This is a genomic window from Clostridium sp. YIM B02506, assembly GCF_022324845.1.
In the GTDB taxonomy this organism is placed as follows: domain Bacteria; phylum Bacillota; class Clostridia; order Clostridiales; family Clostridiaceae; genus Clostridium_T; species Clostridium_T intestinale.
This window is the reverse complement of sequence record NZ_JAKGTG010000010.1, coordinates 38789-55332: the sequence shown is the minus strand read 5'-3', so window position 1 is coordinate 55332 and position 16544 is coordinate 38789. Positions and strand designations below refer to the sequence as shown.

The window sequence follows — 16544 nt, the reverse complement described above, 5'->3', positions numbered from 1 at the left end:
TTTTTGATTTTAGGAACTTAGTCTAAAAAACTATTGACTTAGAGTTAACTTCAAGGAGTATAATTACCTAATATAAAAGTAAATCAAAGTTAGGAGAGAAAATATGAACTTAAATATTTTGAACAACATAAATTCCCCAAAGGATTTAAAGGAATTAAATAAAGAGCAGTTATACACATTGGCAGAGGAAGTAAGAAATGCTGTAATAAATAAAGTTAGTCAAACTGGTGGGCATTTTGGACCTAACTTAGGAATGGTTGAAGCAACAATAGCATTACATTATGTTTTTAATTCACCAGTAGATAAGATAGTTTATGACGTTTCGCATCAGTCATATCCTCACAAGATATTAACTGGTAGAAAGCATGGATTTATAGAAAAGGATAAATTTGATTCTATAACAGGATACACTTCACACGTAGAAAGTGAACATGACTTTTTTATAGTTGGGCATACATCTACTTCAGTAAGTTTAGCTTGTGGACTTGCTAAAGCACGTGATATAAAGGGTGATAAGGAAAATATTATAGCAGTTATAGGTGATGGTTCCTTAAGTGGGGGAGAAGCTTATGAAGGTCTTAATAATGCAAGTGCTTCAGGAAAAAATATAATTATATTAGTAAATGATAATGATATGTCTATAGCAACCAATCATGGTGGACTATATAAAAATCTAGCTAAACTTCGCGAAACTGAAGGAACAGCTGAGGATAATTTCTTTAAAGCATTAGGTTTTGAATACCACTTTGTTAAAAATGGTCATGATATAGAATCTTTAGTTGAGGTTTTTTCAAAGGTTAAAGATATAGATCACCCAGTAGTTGTTCATATGAATACTATAAAAGGTAAGGGATATAAAGATGCTGAAATTAACAAAGAAGCATTTCACTGGGCTGCACCTTTTGACTTAGAAACTAAAAAGCCGCTATTTACAGGTTCAGGAGAAAATTATGGAGATATTACAGACAACTTCCTGATTGAGAAAGCAAAAGAAGATAGTCGTATTGTTGGAATATCTCCTGGAACACCTATGGGTGGATTTAATAAATTTAGATATGAATTTAAAAATCAATTTGTAGATGTTGGAATAGCAGAGGAACATGCAATTGCTTTAGCTTCAGGTATAGCATCTCAAGGAGGCAAACCTGTTGTATCAGTTATGAGTTCATTTGTACAAAGAACCTATGATCAATTGTCACAAGACTTAGCTATTAATAATAATCCAGCATTAATACTTGTCCAAGGTGGTGGAATCAGTGGCTCAGATGTAACTCATCTAAGTATATTTGATATACCTTTAATATCAAATATTCCTAATATAGTTTACCTTGCTCCAACAACAAAAGAAGAATATATAAGCATGATGGAATGGGGCTTAGAACAAAATGAACATCCAGTTGTAATAAAAGTGCCAGGAAAAGGGGTTATATCAACAGGAGAAAAAGTTTTAGCTGATTTTTCTACATTAAACACTTATAAGAAAGTAAATGAGGGAAGCAAAGTTGCAATAATAGCACTTGGAGCATTCTTTGAGCTTGGAGAAAAGGTAAAAGCAAAATTAAAGAACTCTATGAATATAGATGCAACACTTATTAATCCAAGATTTATAACTGGAATAGACAAAGAAATGTTAACTGAACTTATGGCTAATCACGAAGTTGTTATAACTTTAGAAGATGGAATACTTGATGGTGGCTTTGGGGAAAAGATAACAAGATTTTATGGTGCTAAAGATATGAAAGTCCTAAACTTTGGTGCAACAAAAGAGTTTACAGATAAGGTTGATGTAAAGGAACTTTTCAATCGCTATCATCTAACTGACGATCTAATAGTTGAAGATATAAAAAACATATTAGCCTAAAACACAAGTTTCAAAATATGAAAAAATATCCTCATTAAAGACTGTATAATTATAATTGTAAACAAGTGAACTAATTTGTTGAAAAATAATTACAGTTTAGATGGGAGAAATGAATATGACAATTAAGTTTCCAAAGGATTTCTTATGGGGTGGCGCTACAGCAGCAAACCAATTTGAAGGAGCATATAATGAAGATGGTAAAGGGTTATCAATTCAAGATGTTTACCCTAAGGGAATTATGGGTGGCATAACTGATGAACCAACAGAAGACAATATGAAATTAATAGGAATAGATTTTTACCATAGATATGCAGAAGATATAAAGTTATTTGCTGAAATGGGATTTAAAGTTTTTAGATTATCTATAGCATGGTCTAGAATATTTCCAAATGGAGATGACAAAGAACCAAACGAAAAAGGTTTAGAATTTTATGATAAAGTTTTTGATGAGTGTTTAAAATATGGTATAGAACCACTTGTAACTATATCACACTATGAAACACCATTAGCTTTAGCTAAAAATTATGATGGATGGAAAGATAGAAGGCTAGTTGGATTCTTCGAAAATTATGTAACAGTACTATTTAACAGATACAAAGGTAAGGTTAAATACTGGCTTACATTCAATGAGATAAATTCAGCATTACATGCACCATATATGAGTGGTGGAATTTTAACTCCAAAAGATCAATTAAGTAAAAAAGATTTATATCAAGCAATGCATCATGAGTTAGTTGCTAGTGCATCAGCAGTAAAAATAGCTCATGAAATAGATTCAAGTTTAAAGGTTGGTTGTATGATATTAGGAGTACCTAACTATCCATTAACACCCAATCCAGCTGATGTACTAAAGGCTTTAGAAGCAGATAGATCTAATCTTTTCTTTGCAGATATTCATGCTAGAGGTAAATATCCTAGATATATGAATAGATATTTCAAAGAAAACAACATTGTTATAGATATGGAACCAGGTGATGAGGAAATCCTAAAAAATACAGTTGATTTTATATCCTTCAGTTATTATATGAGTGCCTGTGCAACAGCTGATGAGAGTAAAAAGGCTGGAAAAGGAAACATTATCGGTGGAGTTCCAAATCCATACCTAAAAGCAAGTGACTGGGGATGGCAAATAGATCCAGAAGGTCTAAGATATATACTTAATGTACTTTATGATAGATATGAAAAGCCACTTTTTATTGTAGAAAATGGACTTGGAGCAGTAGATGAACTAATTACAGATGAGAATGGAAATAAAACTGTAAATGATGACTACAGAATTAATTATTTAAATGATCATTTAGTTCAAGTAGGAGAAGCTATCGAAGATGGAGTTGAACTTATGGGATATACTACTTGGGGCTGCATTGACCTTGTAAGTGCATCAACAGCAGAGCTTAAAAAGAGATATGGCTTTATCTATGTTGATAGACATGATGATGGAAGTGGAACTTTAGATAGATACAAAAAGAAGAGCTTTAACTGGTATAAAGAAGTTATAGCAACCAATGGAGAAAGTTTAAAAAGAAGAGAATATTAAATAGAATTTTTAAAAAGCAACTGAGGTTATATCAGTTGCTTTTTTTGAAAAAACTATTGACCCTAACATGATGTCATAGTGTAATCTATACTTAGAGCTTAGAAATTGAAAACTCGTTGCCGGCAAAGTTTAGAGAATATTGAAGCTCTATAATCAAACTTGGAGGAATATTTATGAGAACAGTAAAACAAGTTTCGGATTTAACAGGCATAAGTGTTAGGATGCTTCATTATTATGATGAGATAGGTTTGTTAAAGCCAACTTTAACTACAGAAGCTAAATACAGACTTTATGATGATGAGGCATTAGAAACTCTTCAACAAATTTTATTCTTTAAAGAACTCGATATACCCCTTAAAGAAGTTAAAAAACTCATAGATAATCCAAGGTTTGACAGATCTAAGGTTTTAGAAAATCAAAAAAAGCTTCTTATTTTAAAGAGGAATAGATTAAATGATTTGATAAAACTAATAAATAGAACCATAAAAGGAGAGCGTGAAATGAGTTTTAAAGAATTTGATATGAGCGAATACTTTAATGTTCTTGAGGAATTTAAAAAGGATGAAGATAAGATAATTAAGGTATACGGTAGCATGGATAAATATGATGAAATGATTGAAAAAATAAGATCAAAAGAAGATGAAATAGCTGATATGGCTATAAAAGAGTATGGAAGTATAGAAAAGTATGCTAAAGCAGTAAAGCAAAATCTTAATAGTGATCTTTTAATTTTATCTGAGCAATATGCTGCATTTAAAAAAGAACTCCTAGAGGATACAAATCCAGAACTAGCAAGATTGTTTGAAAAACTTTCAGAAGATTTAAGAAAAGATACTTCATCAAAAGAAATCCAAGTAATTGCCGATGCAATAACCAAAACTGTAAAAAAGGATTATAAAATTTTTGAAGATGAAATTGGAGATGAGCATTGGTTCTATATGATTAAGCTATTTCTAATTAATGAAGAATGGATAAAAGATGTTGATAATAAATATGGTATTGGGGCATCAAAATTCATAGGTCAAGTACTAGAAATAAATTTAGGTGGTAAAAAACCTAAAATAGAAACCTTATATGATAATTTAGTTTTGGATTTAACTAAAGATCCATCATCTTCCGAAATCCAAAAAATTATTGAAGAAATAGCTTATGAAACAGATAAAAGTAATAAAATATACAAAATAGATCAAGGCGAAAATCATTGGGCATATATGTCTGATCTTTATTTAAATAATGATATATGGATAAAAGTTACTGATGATAAATATGGAGAAGGAAGATCAAGATTTATAGGTGAAGCCTTTAAAGTATATGCAGATAAATGTAAAAACTAAAAAGATTATATTTCTAATAAAGGAAACTTATTTTGAGTTTCCTTTTATGAATTTAGGAAGCGTCAAATATTGAATAAAATAATATGTTGACAAGAAAGGATATAAATCCTATAATTAATTCGTACTCGAACGAATGAGGTGTTGAGAATGGATAAGAAATGCATTATGGGAAAGATTAATATGATTAGTGAAACTTTTGATAAATTTATGATTAAAAAAATAAAAGCTGAGGGCTTACCTATACTGCAAAATCACATAACATTATTTCATATTCTACCCGAAGATGGTTCTAAACTACTATTTAATGAAGTAGTAAACATGTGGAAGATATCTAAATCGTCGCTATCAGATATTATTAATAAATATGAAAATCAAGGATTAATTAATAAATGTGAATGCCATGAAGATAGAAGAAGTATTCATATAAGTTTAACAGAGGATGCTATGCCCATAAAAACAAGAATTTTAGAGCTAGAGGAAGAATTTCGAAATGTGTTATTAGAAGATTTTACTCAAGAAGAAAAAGTTGTGTTTGAAGATAATATTAATAGTGCATTAAATAATATCAAAAAAATGCTATAGGTGTATTTTTTTAATGATATTATACGTACACGTACGAATAGTTGTTGGAGGAAGGTATTTTTATGAAAGAATTAATAATTAAATCATTAGATAAAATTAGACCAATATTACAAAATGATGGTGGGGATGTTGAATTTGTTGGTGTTAGCAATGATGGAGTTGTAAGTGTTAAAATGCAAGGCGCTTGTGGGAATTGTCCTGGAGCTATGATGACTATAAAAATGGTTATAGAAGATAGATTAAGACAAGAGGTGCCAGGAGTTAAGTCTGTAATAGGGGTTTAATATTATTTTAAGATGTATTTCGTAAGTTAAGGAAATGCAGCTTAAAGTAAATCAATACGTTCGAGTACATTTTTAGTGATTTTGGTTAGGTTAGGGAGGAAACTATGTTTACTAAAATAAAAAATAGGCTAGTTTTTAATTCAATTAGAAAAAGATTAATTTTTAATTTTACTTTAATAGCAGCAATAATATTAGTTATTTGTACGATCTTTTTTACTTTTGAAATGAGAAAAGGTATAGAAAATCAAATGAAAGCTGATGGAATAACATTAGTTAATAACATAAAAGCCAATATAGAAAGTCTAGATAATATTGATATTAAAAGTATGCAGGAAGTAATAGATGCCACAGATAGCATATCCGTAAAACATATGAATGAACAAATACATAAAAGCCTTATTAACAGTATTATATTTGGGTTTGTAATATTAGCCCTAACTTTTATAGTTGCATTGCAAATTGGAAAAAGGATAGCAAAACCTATAGAGATAATTAAAGATGCTATAGAAAAAGCAGGAGAGGGAGATTTCACAGTAGAATATACTATTAATAGTAATGACGAAATAGGGAAACTTGCTAATGCTAGTACAAAAACTAGAAAAAGTATGAGAGAACTTGTTAGAAAAATTAAAGTCATATCTGAAAGTTTAAGTAACATATCAAATAACATATCTAGCGGAGGAAATCAAATAGCATTATCAAGTGAAGAGATTGCATCAGCAGTTAATAATGTATCACAAGGTGGAATGAAACAAACAGAATCCCTTGAAGAGGCAGTAAACTTACTTAAGAATTTTTCAAGTGACTTAAATGGAGTAAATGATAAATTAAATATATTGTCTAAAGATGGAAAATACATAAGAAAAGATGCAAATGCAGGTGCAGAGAAAATTAATAATCTCTCCGCTAGTGTAGATGAAATGCTTAATTCATTTACTCTTGCAAAAACAAAAGTTGAAAATCTAGATGAAACAATATCTCAAATAAATTCAATTGTTGATGTAATAAATGGGGTTGCATCCCAGACAAATCTATTAGCTTTAAATGCTTCAATTGAAGCAGCAAGAGCTGGTGAATCTGGAAAAGGATTCTCAGTAGTTGCAAATGAAATAAGAAAGCTTGCTGAAGAGGTGTTAATGTCATCAAAGGGAATAGCTAATCTTGTAAATACTGTTACAAAAGAAACCCATGATGTTTATAATACTACAGAGCATGTAACAAATATAGTTGCTGAAAGTAGGCAAGATATAGAAACAGCAATTGATGCATTCAAACAGGTAATTATAAGAGTAAATGATATACCTAAGGAAATTAATGAAGTACATAGTGTTTTAAAGGGAACTGTAGGTACAAGTAATGGAATATTAAAAACCGTAGAATCAATAACCTCTGAGTCTCAAACAATTACAGCTTTATCAGAGGAAGTAACTGCTTCAACAGAAGAGCAGGCAGCAATTACAAATGAGATGTTCATAACTTCTAAAAAATTGGTTAATATATCAAAGGTATTAGAGAAAAATGTTTCTGCCTTCGATATTTAGTATATATTTAAAGTCAGGCAATAAGGCCTGACTTTTTCTTATACAGGTAAATCTCTCTTTGAAAAAATAAATATACTAATGCTATAAAGTATAATTGAGATTGTTGTAAGTGCAATTACAGGAAGTAAGATGTTTTTTCCTGAAATAATATCGTTAGTATTGAACAGAGTGTATAGGGTAAAGTACTTCAGATTTTCAAGTTTTCCACCCATATTAGCTATCATCTGAATCAGATAAAATATAACGGGTATACCTGCTCCAATTGTGAAAGAAAGTTTAGTATCATTACTAATACTTGAAGCAAAAAAGCATATCCCACTTACAGCTAGGTGAAGCATAAATACTGAAAAGTTAATCTCAATTAATTTCTTAACATCAAGAGCTCCAGGATGAAAAAATGCGGAAATAACTATAATTGCAACAGTAGCATAAGCTATAAGAATAGCCATATTAACCCATAAACATAAAGCTTGAGTTAAAATAATTTTTATTCTTTTATTAGGAGTTGCAAGAAGATATGCCATTGATCCGCGATCCATATAGCCAGCCACAAGTTTATTTGCAAGGATTATAATAAATATAATAGGAAACATCAAAATTATAAATCCATATAAATAAGAAGATAAAAAGCTAATAAGTGAACCACCGCTTGAAACCATACCAAATGCTTTCATTACTTCAGGCATAGCTTGTACCATCTGTTCCATTATATTATTTTTTTCAGGATCATAAAGATAAATCATGCTTAAAATATATAATGTTAAAATATAAATAAAAATCATAAGAAGTTTTGAATTAGCCTTCATTTCACGTTTAAATAATGGCAAACTAATCATTTTTTTCACCTCCATAATAGTGTGATGATTGTATATCTCCATAAAAGTGTGATGATTGTATATCTCCATAGTAGTGCATAAATAATTCCTCAAGGCTTTGGGTTTTAATATCTAAACTTTTTACTTCATATTTCCCTAGAGCATGTATAAGGGGCATGACCTTACCTTTTATAGATACCGTAACTTGATTTTTAACTATTTCTTTTACATTAAACCCATCATTAATAAAGTTTTTTGCCATTTCTTCATTTAAGAAGGTTATAATATAGGATTTATGTTTTGAGCTAGAGAGAGTTTTCATATCTTCGATAGCTACTAATTTACCATTTTTAATAATCGCTGTACGGTCACAGGTACGTTCGATTTCATCAAAAATATGAGATGACATAAAAATTGTTTTTCCTTTTTCTTTTTCTGATAAAATAAGATCTAGGAACTTGCTTTGCATAAGTGGGTCAAGACCTGAAGTTGGTTCATCTAGAATAATAATATCTGGATTATTCATAAAAGCACAAACTATACCAATTTTTTGTTTCATCCCTTTGGACATTTTTTTTATTTTTCCAGACGGGTCTAAACTAAACATATTGATTAGCTCCTGAGCACGGCTAAAATCCTTAACACCTTTCATTTCTGAGATAAATTTAATGAAGTTAATTCCAGTCATATCATCCATGAAAGCTATTTCTCCAGGTAGATATCCTAGATTTTTTTGAATTATGTGACTATCCTTGCTACAGCTTAAACCATTGATAGAACAGCTTCCTTTGTCTGGATGAATAAACCCCATAAGATGTCGTATAGTAGTTGTCTTTCCAGCTCCGTTTGGACCTAAAAATCCGAATACCTCCCCTTTTTTTACCGAAAGATCTAGATTAAAAACACCTTTTTCACTTCCATAATCTTTAGTTAAATGTTTTATTTCAATAACATTCATAGTTATATTTTCCCCCTTTACTATATAATTTGAACTAAAGCGCCTTATGAGTTCATAATACTCCCGATTTTATAGTAAGTCAATATATTTTGAACTTAATTTAATGTTAAAGTTCAAAATATATTGTGGTATAATTAAATAAACATACGTATAAATATAGGTGGTGATATGATGAATGGATACGAAAGAAGAACTGAGGAAAAAAAGAAATTAATTTTAAATACAGCTTTAGATATGTTTTTAAGAAGCGGAATATCAAATACAAGTGTTTCAGATATAGCTAAAACAGCAAAAGTTTCAAAGGTTACAATTTTTAATTATTTTCAAACCAAAGATAATTTAGCTAGGGAAGCCTTAAAGATATATTTCGACCAATATATTAGTTCTTTTATAAATATAATAGAATCAAATAAAACCTTCATAGAGAAATCAGAAGAAATATTTTCTCTATCAGCAGAAAATGCTCCAACTATGATGGAATCTGATATATTAAGTAAAGAAGTATGGGAAGATCCTTTAATGCAGCAAATTTATAATGAATTAGTAAATGAATCCATGCTGTTTTTAATAAAGTACATAGAACAAGGGAAAAAAGAAGGAATAATAGACTCTGTTATACCGACTAATGCATTAATTTCATTTATATCCATGTGGGCTGCTTTATCTAATCCAGGAACTGGAGATGCAAGTATCGAATATATTTTAGGAGTAAGTAAATTGTTTTTCTTTGGTATATTTGGAGATAAGGATAACTTAAAAGAAAGAAGCCGATTATTTAAATCTTATGAAAGAGTAATAACTGGGCAGGAGCAAAAAGATAGAAATAGTAACTTTTAAAAATAAACTGCTACAAAACTAAACATTTTAGTTTTGTAGCAGCTTAGTTATATAACAAAATTAATACTAATTCCAATTGTAAAAATCCATATCAATAACTTCCTCAGTTCTTACATCTAATTTATCATTGATTTTAATAAGTTCTGATGAAGGGCCTGTAACTCGAATTCCATATATCTTAATGCCATTATCAAGAATATACTTGGCATTATCTAAAACTCTATTATCGAAGTTTTGATATTTTATTAAACTCTTATTTGCAGAGATATATTTCTTATTTTCATCTAGCCATTTTAATTCTTCTAAAACTCTTTTTTCGTATTCTGTGTTTTTATAATTTAATTCCTCTGAAAATAAAGTTTCATTAGTAAATAAACTTCCGGGGATTCCCCACTGGACATATTGATTTTGTCCACTACTCATATTTGAAACCTTAAATTCCTCATTTCCACATTCTACTGCCATCCATACAATTTTTAAATCTAAGTCTTTTAAAGATTCTAGTAGATTTTCTAAATTTGTTACTGAATTTAGAGAAATATCAACTAGAGCTACAGTAGTATCACTGTTCTTTTTAAGTGTATTTACAGCTTTTGTTGGAGAAAGCCTTTGTGATAAAGTATCCGAAAGTTGAATATTTGGATGAATGAATTGAACAAAAGGAGTTACTGGACTTTCATAAGTTCCAGAAATCATATTAAAATTTCTAGAAATAGTAGTAGAGTTTTTATTTTTTGCACCTATGATTTCTTTTGTGTAAGTCTCTATATCAAAACTATATTTGCCAAAACCAGCATGCTTATTCCCAAATCCAACTACTGTATAAGGAGAAGTAAATTGAGTAATATCCGAAAGTGTTCTTGTAATATCAGAAATTTTAGGATAATAAACAAACTTAAATACACTTGGGATTACAATAAAAAACATACTTATAAAAATTAAAATTGATATTATTGTTGTAGTAAAAACCTTTAATATCAAAGTTTTTCTAGCTTTATTTAAAACTTTTTTTGTATTTATTGAATTAGAGTAGTCTTTATTTTGAAATATTTGCGATTCTAACTCATCTAATAATTTCATACAATTAGGACAGTTGCTTAAATGAATAGATATTTTTTGCTTTTCCTTGGGGTCGCATTCATCATTTAAATATCTTTTAATGTTTTCTTTAACATCATTGCAATTCATAGAGTACCTCCATTTCTAAAGTTTTTATGATTATCCTCATACAGCTTTTTAAATTTATTTCTAGCTCTGTAAAGAGTGACTTTTACTTGCACTAGACTCATTCCAGTTAATTTTGATATTGCTTCATAGGATAACTCCTTAAATTCTCTTAAAATTAAAATTTCTCGATAGTTAGCTTTAAGCATGTTAAGAACATTTCTAACTTCATCTGAATCTTCATTTTTTAAAAGATCACTATAAGGAATTGCTTCATATGAAACATCTTCTTTTTCAATTTCTTCTGTAAATTTGTATTTGTTTTGCTTTTTCACATAATCAAAGTATAGATGTTTTGAAACAGTATAAAACCAAGCTATATTCAGTTCCTTTTTACTTATGAGGATTTGCTCTAGTGCCCGACAAAAGGTTTCTTGAACAATTTCCTCAGCAACATGCTTATCTCCAGATAGCTTCATAATATAGCTGAATAATTTATCTTTTATTTCACTGTAGAGCTCTTCCAGTTCAGGCACTTTCTCACCCCTTTCATCTATATAACAATTAGAAAAGTAAAAAGTTACACTAAAAATATAATCTTTTAATATTAATATAATTTAATATTATCTGGCCAAGCATCTTTTCTTAATACACTCCATGTTTTATCAATATATTGATGTGTATAAGCTTGTTCGATTAAATGGTATTTATAAGTGCCTTTTTCTGTTAATTCATATCCATCATTTGTTTTACGTATAAGACCCAAAATTCTTCCAAGACTTAATTCTAATTTAAACATTGAATCTAAATCTAAATTAAAAAGATTTTTGAAATTTTCCTTACTTATTTTTAAAGTATAGGAATTCCAAAATAGCCAGTATAGTGCTCTGGTTCTCTTTGTGAAATTTAGTGTTAAAGCAGTTGGTACTTTATTATAATTTAAGCTATGTATATATTCTTCTACAGAAAAGGTGTTAACTTTAAAGGAATCCTTTAAGAGAGTAGTAGCACTTGATCCAAAACCTATAAAGTTATTTCTTGTTACAGATGAATATTTAGGTGCATCTTTTTTACCAAAGGTCCATACAGCTGTTCTGCTGCAATTAAATTCCTCGCTAATTTCTTCAAGGCTTCTTAGTAGAACTTTTTTATCTCCTTTTTTTAATGGAGTACTTTTATTATTTGCATAGGAAAAATCAATAAATGGGTAAGTAGAAACTTGAGTTGCACCTGAAGTGAATGCAGAAATAAAATCCCTTCTTAAATCCGCTTTAGTTTGTCCATCTATTCCAAACATAAGATCTACATCTATAGTAAGAAAGCCAAAAGAGGCGGCTATTTTTACCTTCTCACTACCATCAATGTAACTTCTACCTAAAGTATTTAATGTATTCTTATTAAATGATTGGATACCTATACTAATCATATCGAAACCGATTTCTCTTAGTTTTGAAAGAGTATCATTATTAATATCCTGTGGATGAAGCTCTATGCCTATATTGGACTTTATATTAAAATTATTTTTAAGCGCAATAAATATATCAGAAAGTTCATCAATCATAAGTGCTGGTGAGCCACCACCAAAATAGACACTGCTTATTTGATTCGCATTTCTATTTAATTTACCGACAATATTAATTTCTTTAATCAATGCATCTTTATAGGAAGAGACTAATTTTTTATTATATTTAACTTTGTTATAGGGACAAAAAGGACAAAGTGTTAAACAAAAAGGAATGTGAACATATAGACCTAATTCTGGTACATCCGTATTGAATTCAGTCTTATTATCATTTGTAAAATAAAAGGTTTTAGAGATTTAGTAAAAAGTAGTCTTAGTAAACTTGTAATCATTAAAAACACCTCTCTAGTCTTTATAGAATTCCATAGTACTCAAAAAGTAAATAGTTACAATATATTGTAATTTTACGATATGGTTACTAGATAATCAAAGAAAATATTCCAAATTATTCTTAAAAAAAGATTAAGAAATACCAATATTACTATAAAAGTTAAGGTTTTCATATATAATGAAATTACTAATAATAAAGGCAACTTTGATTTAAAGGGGGATAAATAATTGAATGGCAATAAGAAAAAAGTTTTAATAATTATATTGCTTCTTTTGAGTGGTTATTATTTCTTTGTAGGAAGATATGAAATAGTTGTTTATAATAAACTGAGATATTTTAAGTCAAAAATAAAAGCAAGCTCTTTAGATGAGAAAATTGTTTTAGACTCATTTAAATTTGATATTACTGATGAATTTGAAAAACTTAAAGATATTTATGTAGATAATGAAAATATTGTTGAAATTCATAAATCAAGAAAGGCAGAGAAAGCTAATCCTAGAAAAATAACTATTAATAGTTTAAAAGAAATAAATGAAAAAGATTATACTGATTTAGAGCAAATGGATAAGTATTATAGTTTTATAGAAAGATTAAGAGAATACAATCCTTATGAACATAAAGTTATTGAAGTAAATTATAATATAGTTTATTATCCAAAACATGCTGCTGGGGCACAATGGGGAAATGGGAATTGGACTAGGTACTATGTAGTTACAAGAGAAAAAGAAGATTCAGACTGGAAGCTGTTTGATGTTTATTGGCAGATATAGAATGGGATTATTTTAACTCCTAAGATTTACTAATAGTATAGATCTTAGGAGTTTTATACTATCTTTAATATAAATCAATTATCTCTAATGATTTCTTTTTAATTTCAGTGATAGCTTCAAAAGGTTCTAAAATTTTTATATCTTTACCATAACTAAAGGCAAATTCTATTCCTTGCCATAATGAATCAAAACTTATATAAAGATGGAGCTCGTCATCCCTATAAGTAATTTCTTTTATTGTTATAAAAGGCCTTTTTTTAATGCTTTCAAGTATATTAGGATTAATTTTAAAGATGAAATTGTATTTAGGTATTAAAGTTTTAAATTTACTTACGGAATTTTCCCAATAGTTTTTCAGGTTAAATTCTGAAGGTCTAGTAAATTTGTCACTAGTCAAAGTAGCTGATTCAATAGAAGATATCTTGTAGGTTTTAATAGTATCGCAATCTATAGCAACTAGATACCAGATACTCCTTTTGCAAACTAAGCCTAAAGGATTTATAGTTATTTCTTTTTTCACATCTATCTTTTTGTAACACATCTTTAATGATTTTGAACTCCATGTAGCTTTTTGTAATGTTGAAAGTACATCTTTGTTTGTAAAAGTTTTTGAATTATTCCAGGTATTCATATCAATATAAATATAGTTCTGAAAATTTTCAAATTCCTTATAATTATCAGGTGAAGAGTCTCCTAAAATCTTCAATATAGTAGTGTTTTTAAGGTTTTCTATTCCTAGATCTTCAAATATCTTATCTCCAGTAGGAATAAATAAAGAGAGAAGCTCATTTTTATTTATTCCTGTAAGGGTAGTCTTATAATTGCCTAAAAGTGTTATGCCTCCATTTATACCTTTTTCAGTTACAATAGGTATTCCTATACCACTTAATGAATCAATATCTCTATAAATGGTTCTTACAGAAACCTCAAGTTTTTTAGACAATTCTTGAGCTGTTAACTTTTTGTATATTTGTAATAACATAAGTATAGAAATTAATCTGTCTGCTCTCATTATTTCCTCCATTTATATGACATAGGTTGTCAGTTTTTATATCTTATAATTAATTATGTATTAAATCAACATAATTATAAAGCATATAGAAAAGAATATTTATAACATGTGAAGGAGGATTTTTAAATGGAAAGAAAAATAATTTTAAATCTAGCCATTAGTTTAGATGGATTTATAGCTTCAGAAGATGGTACCTATGAGTGGATTGTTGGAGATGGAGACCATAAATTAAATACAGGAAAACATGATTTTAGTAAGTTTCTTGAAGGTGTTGATACGGTAGTTATGGGAAAAAATTGCTATGATCAAAACATGCATCTTGAATATAAAAATAAAAAGGTTTTTATTGCTACATCTCAAAACCTTAAAAATAAAGAAAACATACATTTTATTAATGGAGATATATGCAAGGTTATTCTAGATGAAAAAAAGAAAGAGGGAAAGGATATTTACCTTTTTGGTGGAGGAGTTCTGGTAGATTATTTTATTAAAGCTGACATTATAGATGAGTATATCATAGGTATAATTCCAATTATACTTGGAAAAGGAAGACCACTATTTTTACAAAATAATCCTACAGTAAAACTACATCTTGATGAATATTTAATAGAAGATGGAATTACAATCTTAAAGTACTCAAAGAGATAGTAAGACCTTGACAACTGAAAAGAAAAAGATTACAATCAATTCGTATTCGAACGAATGAGGTGGTAATAATGGATAAAAAATGTGTTATGGGCAAGATAAAAATAGTCAGTGAAGTTTTTGATAAATTTATGACGAAAAGGCTTAAGGCAGAAGGAATGCCTATATTACAAAACCACATAACTCTATTTCATATTTTACCAGAGGATGGATCTACATTGCTTTTTAATGAAGTTGCAAGTTTATGGCAGATATCAAAGTCTTCATTATCAGATATAATAAATAAGTATGAAGGTCAAGGATTAATTCAAAAATGTGAATGCCATTCAGATAAAAGAAGCGTTCATATAAGATTAACTGAGGATGCCATGCCAATAAGAAAAAGAATTTTAGAATTAGAGGAAGAATTTCGCAGTATATTATTAAAGGATTTTACAGATGAGCAAAAAGAAATTTTTGAATGTAATATAGATAAAGTAATTAACAATATAAATGATTTTAGATTTTAACTTATAATAATGCCAGGCTTTTAAGTCTGGCATTTATTCTATTGAAATGAAAATACACAAACCCTCCAATATCGCACCAGAGTTTATGTATTATGATATAATCTGACCTGTATATTGGAGAAGGGAGGTAATTAGTTGAAGGTCTATAGAACATCAGATGTGGCTAAGATCATAGGTGTACACAACAATACTATTTTAGCTTATGAAAAATCAGGATATATAAGCAATGTTGAAAGAAGTGAAAATGGTTATAGGATTTATACAGATAAACATATTGAGCAAATTAAGCTTGCAAGATTAGTTTTAAAAAATGATATAGTAAAAGTTTATATGATATTTAAAGTAAGAGAAATTTTAAAAACCATTGCAAGGAATGAATTAGGTATAGCTTTGGATTTAAGTAAGAAATTCTTATTACAAATAAAAGTTGAAAAAGCTAATGAATTTATACTTATTAAAGAAATAAAAGAGTTAATAAAATTTCATATTGATGAAAATAAGAAGATTTCCTTAAAAAGAAGTGAAGTATCAAAAGAAATCGGTGTATCTATGGATGTGATTATTAATTGGGAGAGAAATGGACTATTAGAGGTGCCAAGAAATAATAAAAATAATTACCGAATTTATTCAGAACATGAAATTATTCTATTGAAGACCATAAAACTTATAAGAAAAGAAAACTACAGTACTCAATGTATTGGGAAAATGATTAGAAAAATAGAAGCTAATAACTTTGAATTTCTACATAGAGAAAATGAATTATTATCACCTATAGGAGATAGACAAAAGGATATGGAAAATTTGATATGTCACCTAAATAAAATGAAGGAGGATTGAATAAG

General features: G+C 28.7%; 17 protein-coding genes. 11 read left to right on the top strand and 6 right to left on the bottom strand.

All coding sequences use genetic code 11. From position 1 onward, the window contains the following. Window positions 1-103: 103 nt before the first annotated feature. The 6 genes from L1S49_RS09820 to L1S49_RS09795 all read left to right on the top strand — a co-directional run bounded on the left by L1S49_RS09820 (window position 104) and on the right by L1S49_RS09795 (window position 7139). Window positions 104-1861 carry a 1-deoxy-D-xylulose-5-phosphate synthase gene (locus L1S49_RS09820; RefSeq protein ID WP_238904001.1) on the top strand — a complete coding sequence of 586 codons (1758 nt, stop codon included), beginning with the start codon at window positions 104-106 and terminating at the stop codon, window positions 1859-1861. A 115-nt stretch (window positions 1862-1976) separates the two neighbouring features. After that, window positions 1977-3398 carry a glycoside hydrolase family 1 protein gene (locus L1S49_RS09815; protein ID WP_238903999.1) on the top strand — a complete coding sequence of 474 codons (1422 nt, stop codon included), beginning with the start codon at window positions 1977-1979 and terminating at the stop codon, window positions 3396-3398. Window positions 3399-3571: 173 nt separating this feature from the next. Further along, complete coding sequence (locus L1S49_RS09810; RefSeq protein WP_238903998.1) at window positions 3572-4732, top strand: MerR family transcriptional regulator; 1161 nt, start codon at window positions 3572-3574, stop codon at window positions 4730-4732. Between the two features lie 147 nt (window positions 4733-4879). After that, window positions 4880-5314, top strand: a complete 435-nt coding sequence (locus L1S49_RS09805) for a MarR family transcriptional regulator (RefSeq protein WP_238903996.1) — start codon at window positions 4880-4882, stop codon at window positions 5312-5314. A gap of 62 nt (window positions 5315-5376) precedes the next feature. Beyond that, window positions 5377-5598 carry a NifU family protein gene (locus L1S49_RS09800; RefSeq protein ID WP_021801783.1) on the top strand — a complete coding sequence of 74 codons (222 nt, stop codon included), beginning with the start codon at window positions 5377-5379 and terminating at the stop codon, window positions 5596-5598. A 104-nt stretch (window positions 5599-5702) separates the two neighbouring features. Continuing rightward, a complete protein-coding gene (locus L1S49_RS09795) occupies window positions 5703-7139 on the top strand; it encodes a HAMP domain-containing methyl-accepting chemotaxis protein (protein ID WP_238903994.1) in 1437 nt (478 codons plus the stop codon). 38 nt (window positions 7140-7177) lie between these two features. Here the strand turns inward: L1S49_RS09795 and L1S49_RS09790 are convergent, their stop codons facing one another. Then, complete coding sequence (locus L1S49_RS09790) at window positions 7178-7975, bottom strand: ABC transporter permease subunit (RefSeq protein WP_238903992.1); 798 nt, start codon at window positions 7973-7975, stop codon at window positions 7178-7180. Continuing rightward, the gene (locus tag L1S49_RS09785) at window positions 7968-8912 is read right to left on the bottom strand and encodes an ABC transporter ATP-binding protein (RefSeq protein ID WP_238903990.1); all 945 of its coding nucleotides are present in this window, start codon (window positions 8910-8912) and stop codon (window positions 7968-7970) included. Before L1S49_RS09785 ends, L1S49_RS09790 begins: the two co-directional genes overlap by 8 nt. A 171-nt stretch (window positions 8913-9083) precedes the next feature. Between L1S49_RS09785 and L1S49_RS09780 the strand changes: the two genes are divergently transcribed. After that, window positions 9084-9749 carry a TetR/AcrR family transcriptional regulator gene (locus tag L1S49_RS09780; RefSeq protein WP_073016635.1) on the top strand — a complete coding sequence of 222 codons (666 nt, stop codon included), beginning with the start codon at window positions 9084-9086 and terminating at the stop codon, window positions 9747-9749. A 66-nt stretch (window positions 9750-9815) separates the two neighbouring features. Here the strand turns inward: L1S49_RS09780 and L1S49_RS09775 are convergent, their stop codons facing one another. The 3 genes from L1S49_RS09775 to L1S49_RS09765 all read right to left on the bottom strand — a co-directional run bounded on the left by L1S49_RS09775 (window position 9816) and on the right by L1S49_RS09765 (window position 12732). Beyond that, complete coding sequence (locus L1S49_RS09775) at window positions 9816-10937, bottom strand: anti sigma factor C-terminal domain-containing protein (protein WP_238903988.1); 1122 nt, start codon at window positions 10935-10937, stop codon at window positions 9816-9818. Beyond that, the gene (locus L1S49_RS09770; protein ID WP_238903986.1) at window positions 10934-11449 is read right to left on the bottom strand and encodes an RNA polymerase sigma factor; all 516 of its coding nucleotides are present in this window, start codon (window positions 11447-11449) and stop codon (window positions 10934-10936) included. The genes L1S49_RS09775 and L1S49_RS09770 overlap by 4 nt, the downstream gene beginning before the upstream one ends. 71 nt (window positions 11450-11520) lie before the next feature. Further along, window positions 11521-12732, bottom strand: a complete 1212-nt coding sequence (locus L1S49_RS09765) for a radical SAM protein (RefSeq protein WP_238904120.1) — start codon at window positions 12730-12732, stop codon at window positions 11521-11523. Window positions 12733-12993: 261 nt separating this feature from the next. On the opposite strand from L1S49_RS09765, the gene L1S49_RS09760 reads away from it, so the two are divergent. Beyond that, window positions 12994-13536 (top strand): DUF4829 domain-containing protein, encoded by a 543-nt coding sequence (locus L1S49_RS09760; protein WP_238903984.1) that lies wholly within the window; start codon window positions 12994-12996, stop codon window positions 13534-13536. A gap of 64 nt (window positions 13537-13600) precedes the next feature. On the opposite strand, the gene L1S49_RS09755 is transcribed toward L1S49_RS09760, so the two are convergent. Beyond that, entirely contained in the window at window positions 13601-14548 is a 948-nt protein-coding gene (locus tag L1S49_RS09755; protein WP_238903982.1) for a WYL domain-containing protein, read from the bottom strand. 126 nt (window positions 14549-14674) lie between these two features. Here L1S49_RS09755 and L1S49_RS09750 point away from each other — a divergent pair, with 126 nt between their 5' ends. The 3 genes from L1S49_RS09750 to L1S49_RS09740 all read left to right on the top strand — a co-directional run bounded on the left by L1S49_RS09750 (window position 14675) and on the right by L1S49_RS09740 (window position 16539). Then, on the top strand, window positions 14675-15196 hold the full coding sequence (locus tag L1S49_RS09750) for a dihydrofolate reductase family protein (protein WP_238903980.1): 522 nt from the start codon (window positions 14675-14677) through the stop codon (window positions 15194-15196). A 68-nt stretch (window positions 15197-15264) separates the two neighbouring features. Continuing rightward, entirely contained in the window at window positions 15265-15702 is a 438-nt protein-coding gene (locus tag L1S49_RS09745) for a MarR family transcriptional regulator (RefSeq protein ID WP_238903978.1), read from the top strand. Between the two features lie 135 nt (window positions 15703-15837). After that, window positions 15838-16539, top strand: coding sequence for a MerR family transcriptional regulator (locus L1S49_RS09740; protein WP_238903976.1), 702 nt, complete (start codon window positions 15838-15840; stop codon window positions 16537-16539). Window positions 16540-16544: the final 5 nt, after the last annotated feature.

Excerpts from the sequence above, each read along its gene's own strand:
- L1S49_RS09780 (WP_073016635.1), top strand. The coding sequence starts at position 9,084 with ATGAATGGATACGAAAGAAGAACTGAGGAAAAAAAGAAATTAATTTTA.
- L1S49_RS09775 (WP_238903988.1), bottom strand. The coding sequence starts at position 10,937 with ATGAATTGCAATGATGTTAAAGAAAACATTAAAAGATATTTAAATGAT.
- L1S49_RS09750 (WP_238903980.1), top strand. The coding sequence starts at position 14,675 with ATGGAAAGAAAAATAATTTTAAATCTAGCCATTAGTTTAGATGGATTT.
- L1S49_RS09800 (WP_021801783.1), top strand. The coding sequence starts at position 5,377 with ATGAAAGAATTAATAATTAAATCATTAGATAAAATTAGACCAATATTA.
- L1S49_RS09790 (WP_238903992.1), bottom strand. The coding sequence starts at position 7,975 with ATGATTAGTTTGCCATTATTTAAACGTGAAATGAAGGCTAATTCAAAA.
- L1S49_RS09820 (WP_238904001.1), top strand. The coding sequence starts at position 104 with ATGAACTTAAATATTTTGAACAACATAAATTCCCCAAAGGATTTAAAG.
- L1S49_RS09815 (WP_238903999.1), top strand. The coding sequence starts at position 1,977 with ATGACAATTAAGTTTCCAAAGGATTTCTTATGGGGTGGCGCTACAGCA.
- L1S49_RS09785 (WP_238903990.1), bottom strand. The coding sequence starts at position 8,912 with ATGAATGTTATTGAAATAAAACATTTAACTAAAGATTATGGAAGTGAA.
- L1S49_RS09810 (WP_238903998.1), top strand. The coding sequence starts at position 3,572 with ATGAGAACAGTAAAACAAGTTTCGGATTTAACAGGCATAAGTGTTAGG.
- L1S49_RS09755 (WP_238903982.1), bottom strand. The coding sequence starts at position 14,548 with ATGAGAGCAGACAGATTAATTTCTATACTTATGTTATTACAAATATAC.
- L1S49_RS09805 (WP_238903996.1), top strand. The coding sequence starts at position 4,880 with ATGGATAAGAAATGCATTATGGGAAAGATTAATATGATTAGTGAAACT.
- L1S49_RS09745 (WP_238903978.1), top strand. The coding sequence starts at position 15,265 with ATGGATAAAAAATGTGTTATGGGCAAGATAAAAATAGTCAGTGAAGTT.
- L1S49_RS09795 (WP_238903994.1), top strand. The coding sequence starts at position 5,703 with ATGTTTACTAAAATAAAAAATAGGCTAGTTTTTAATTCAATTAGAAAA.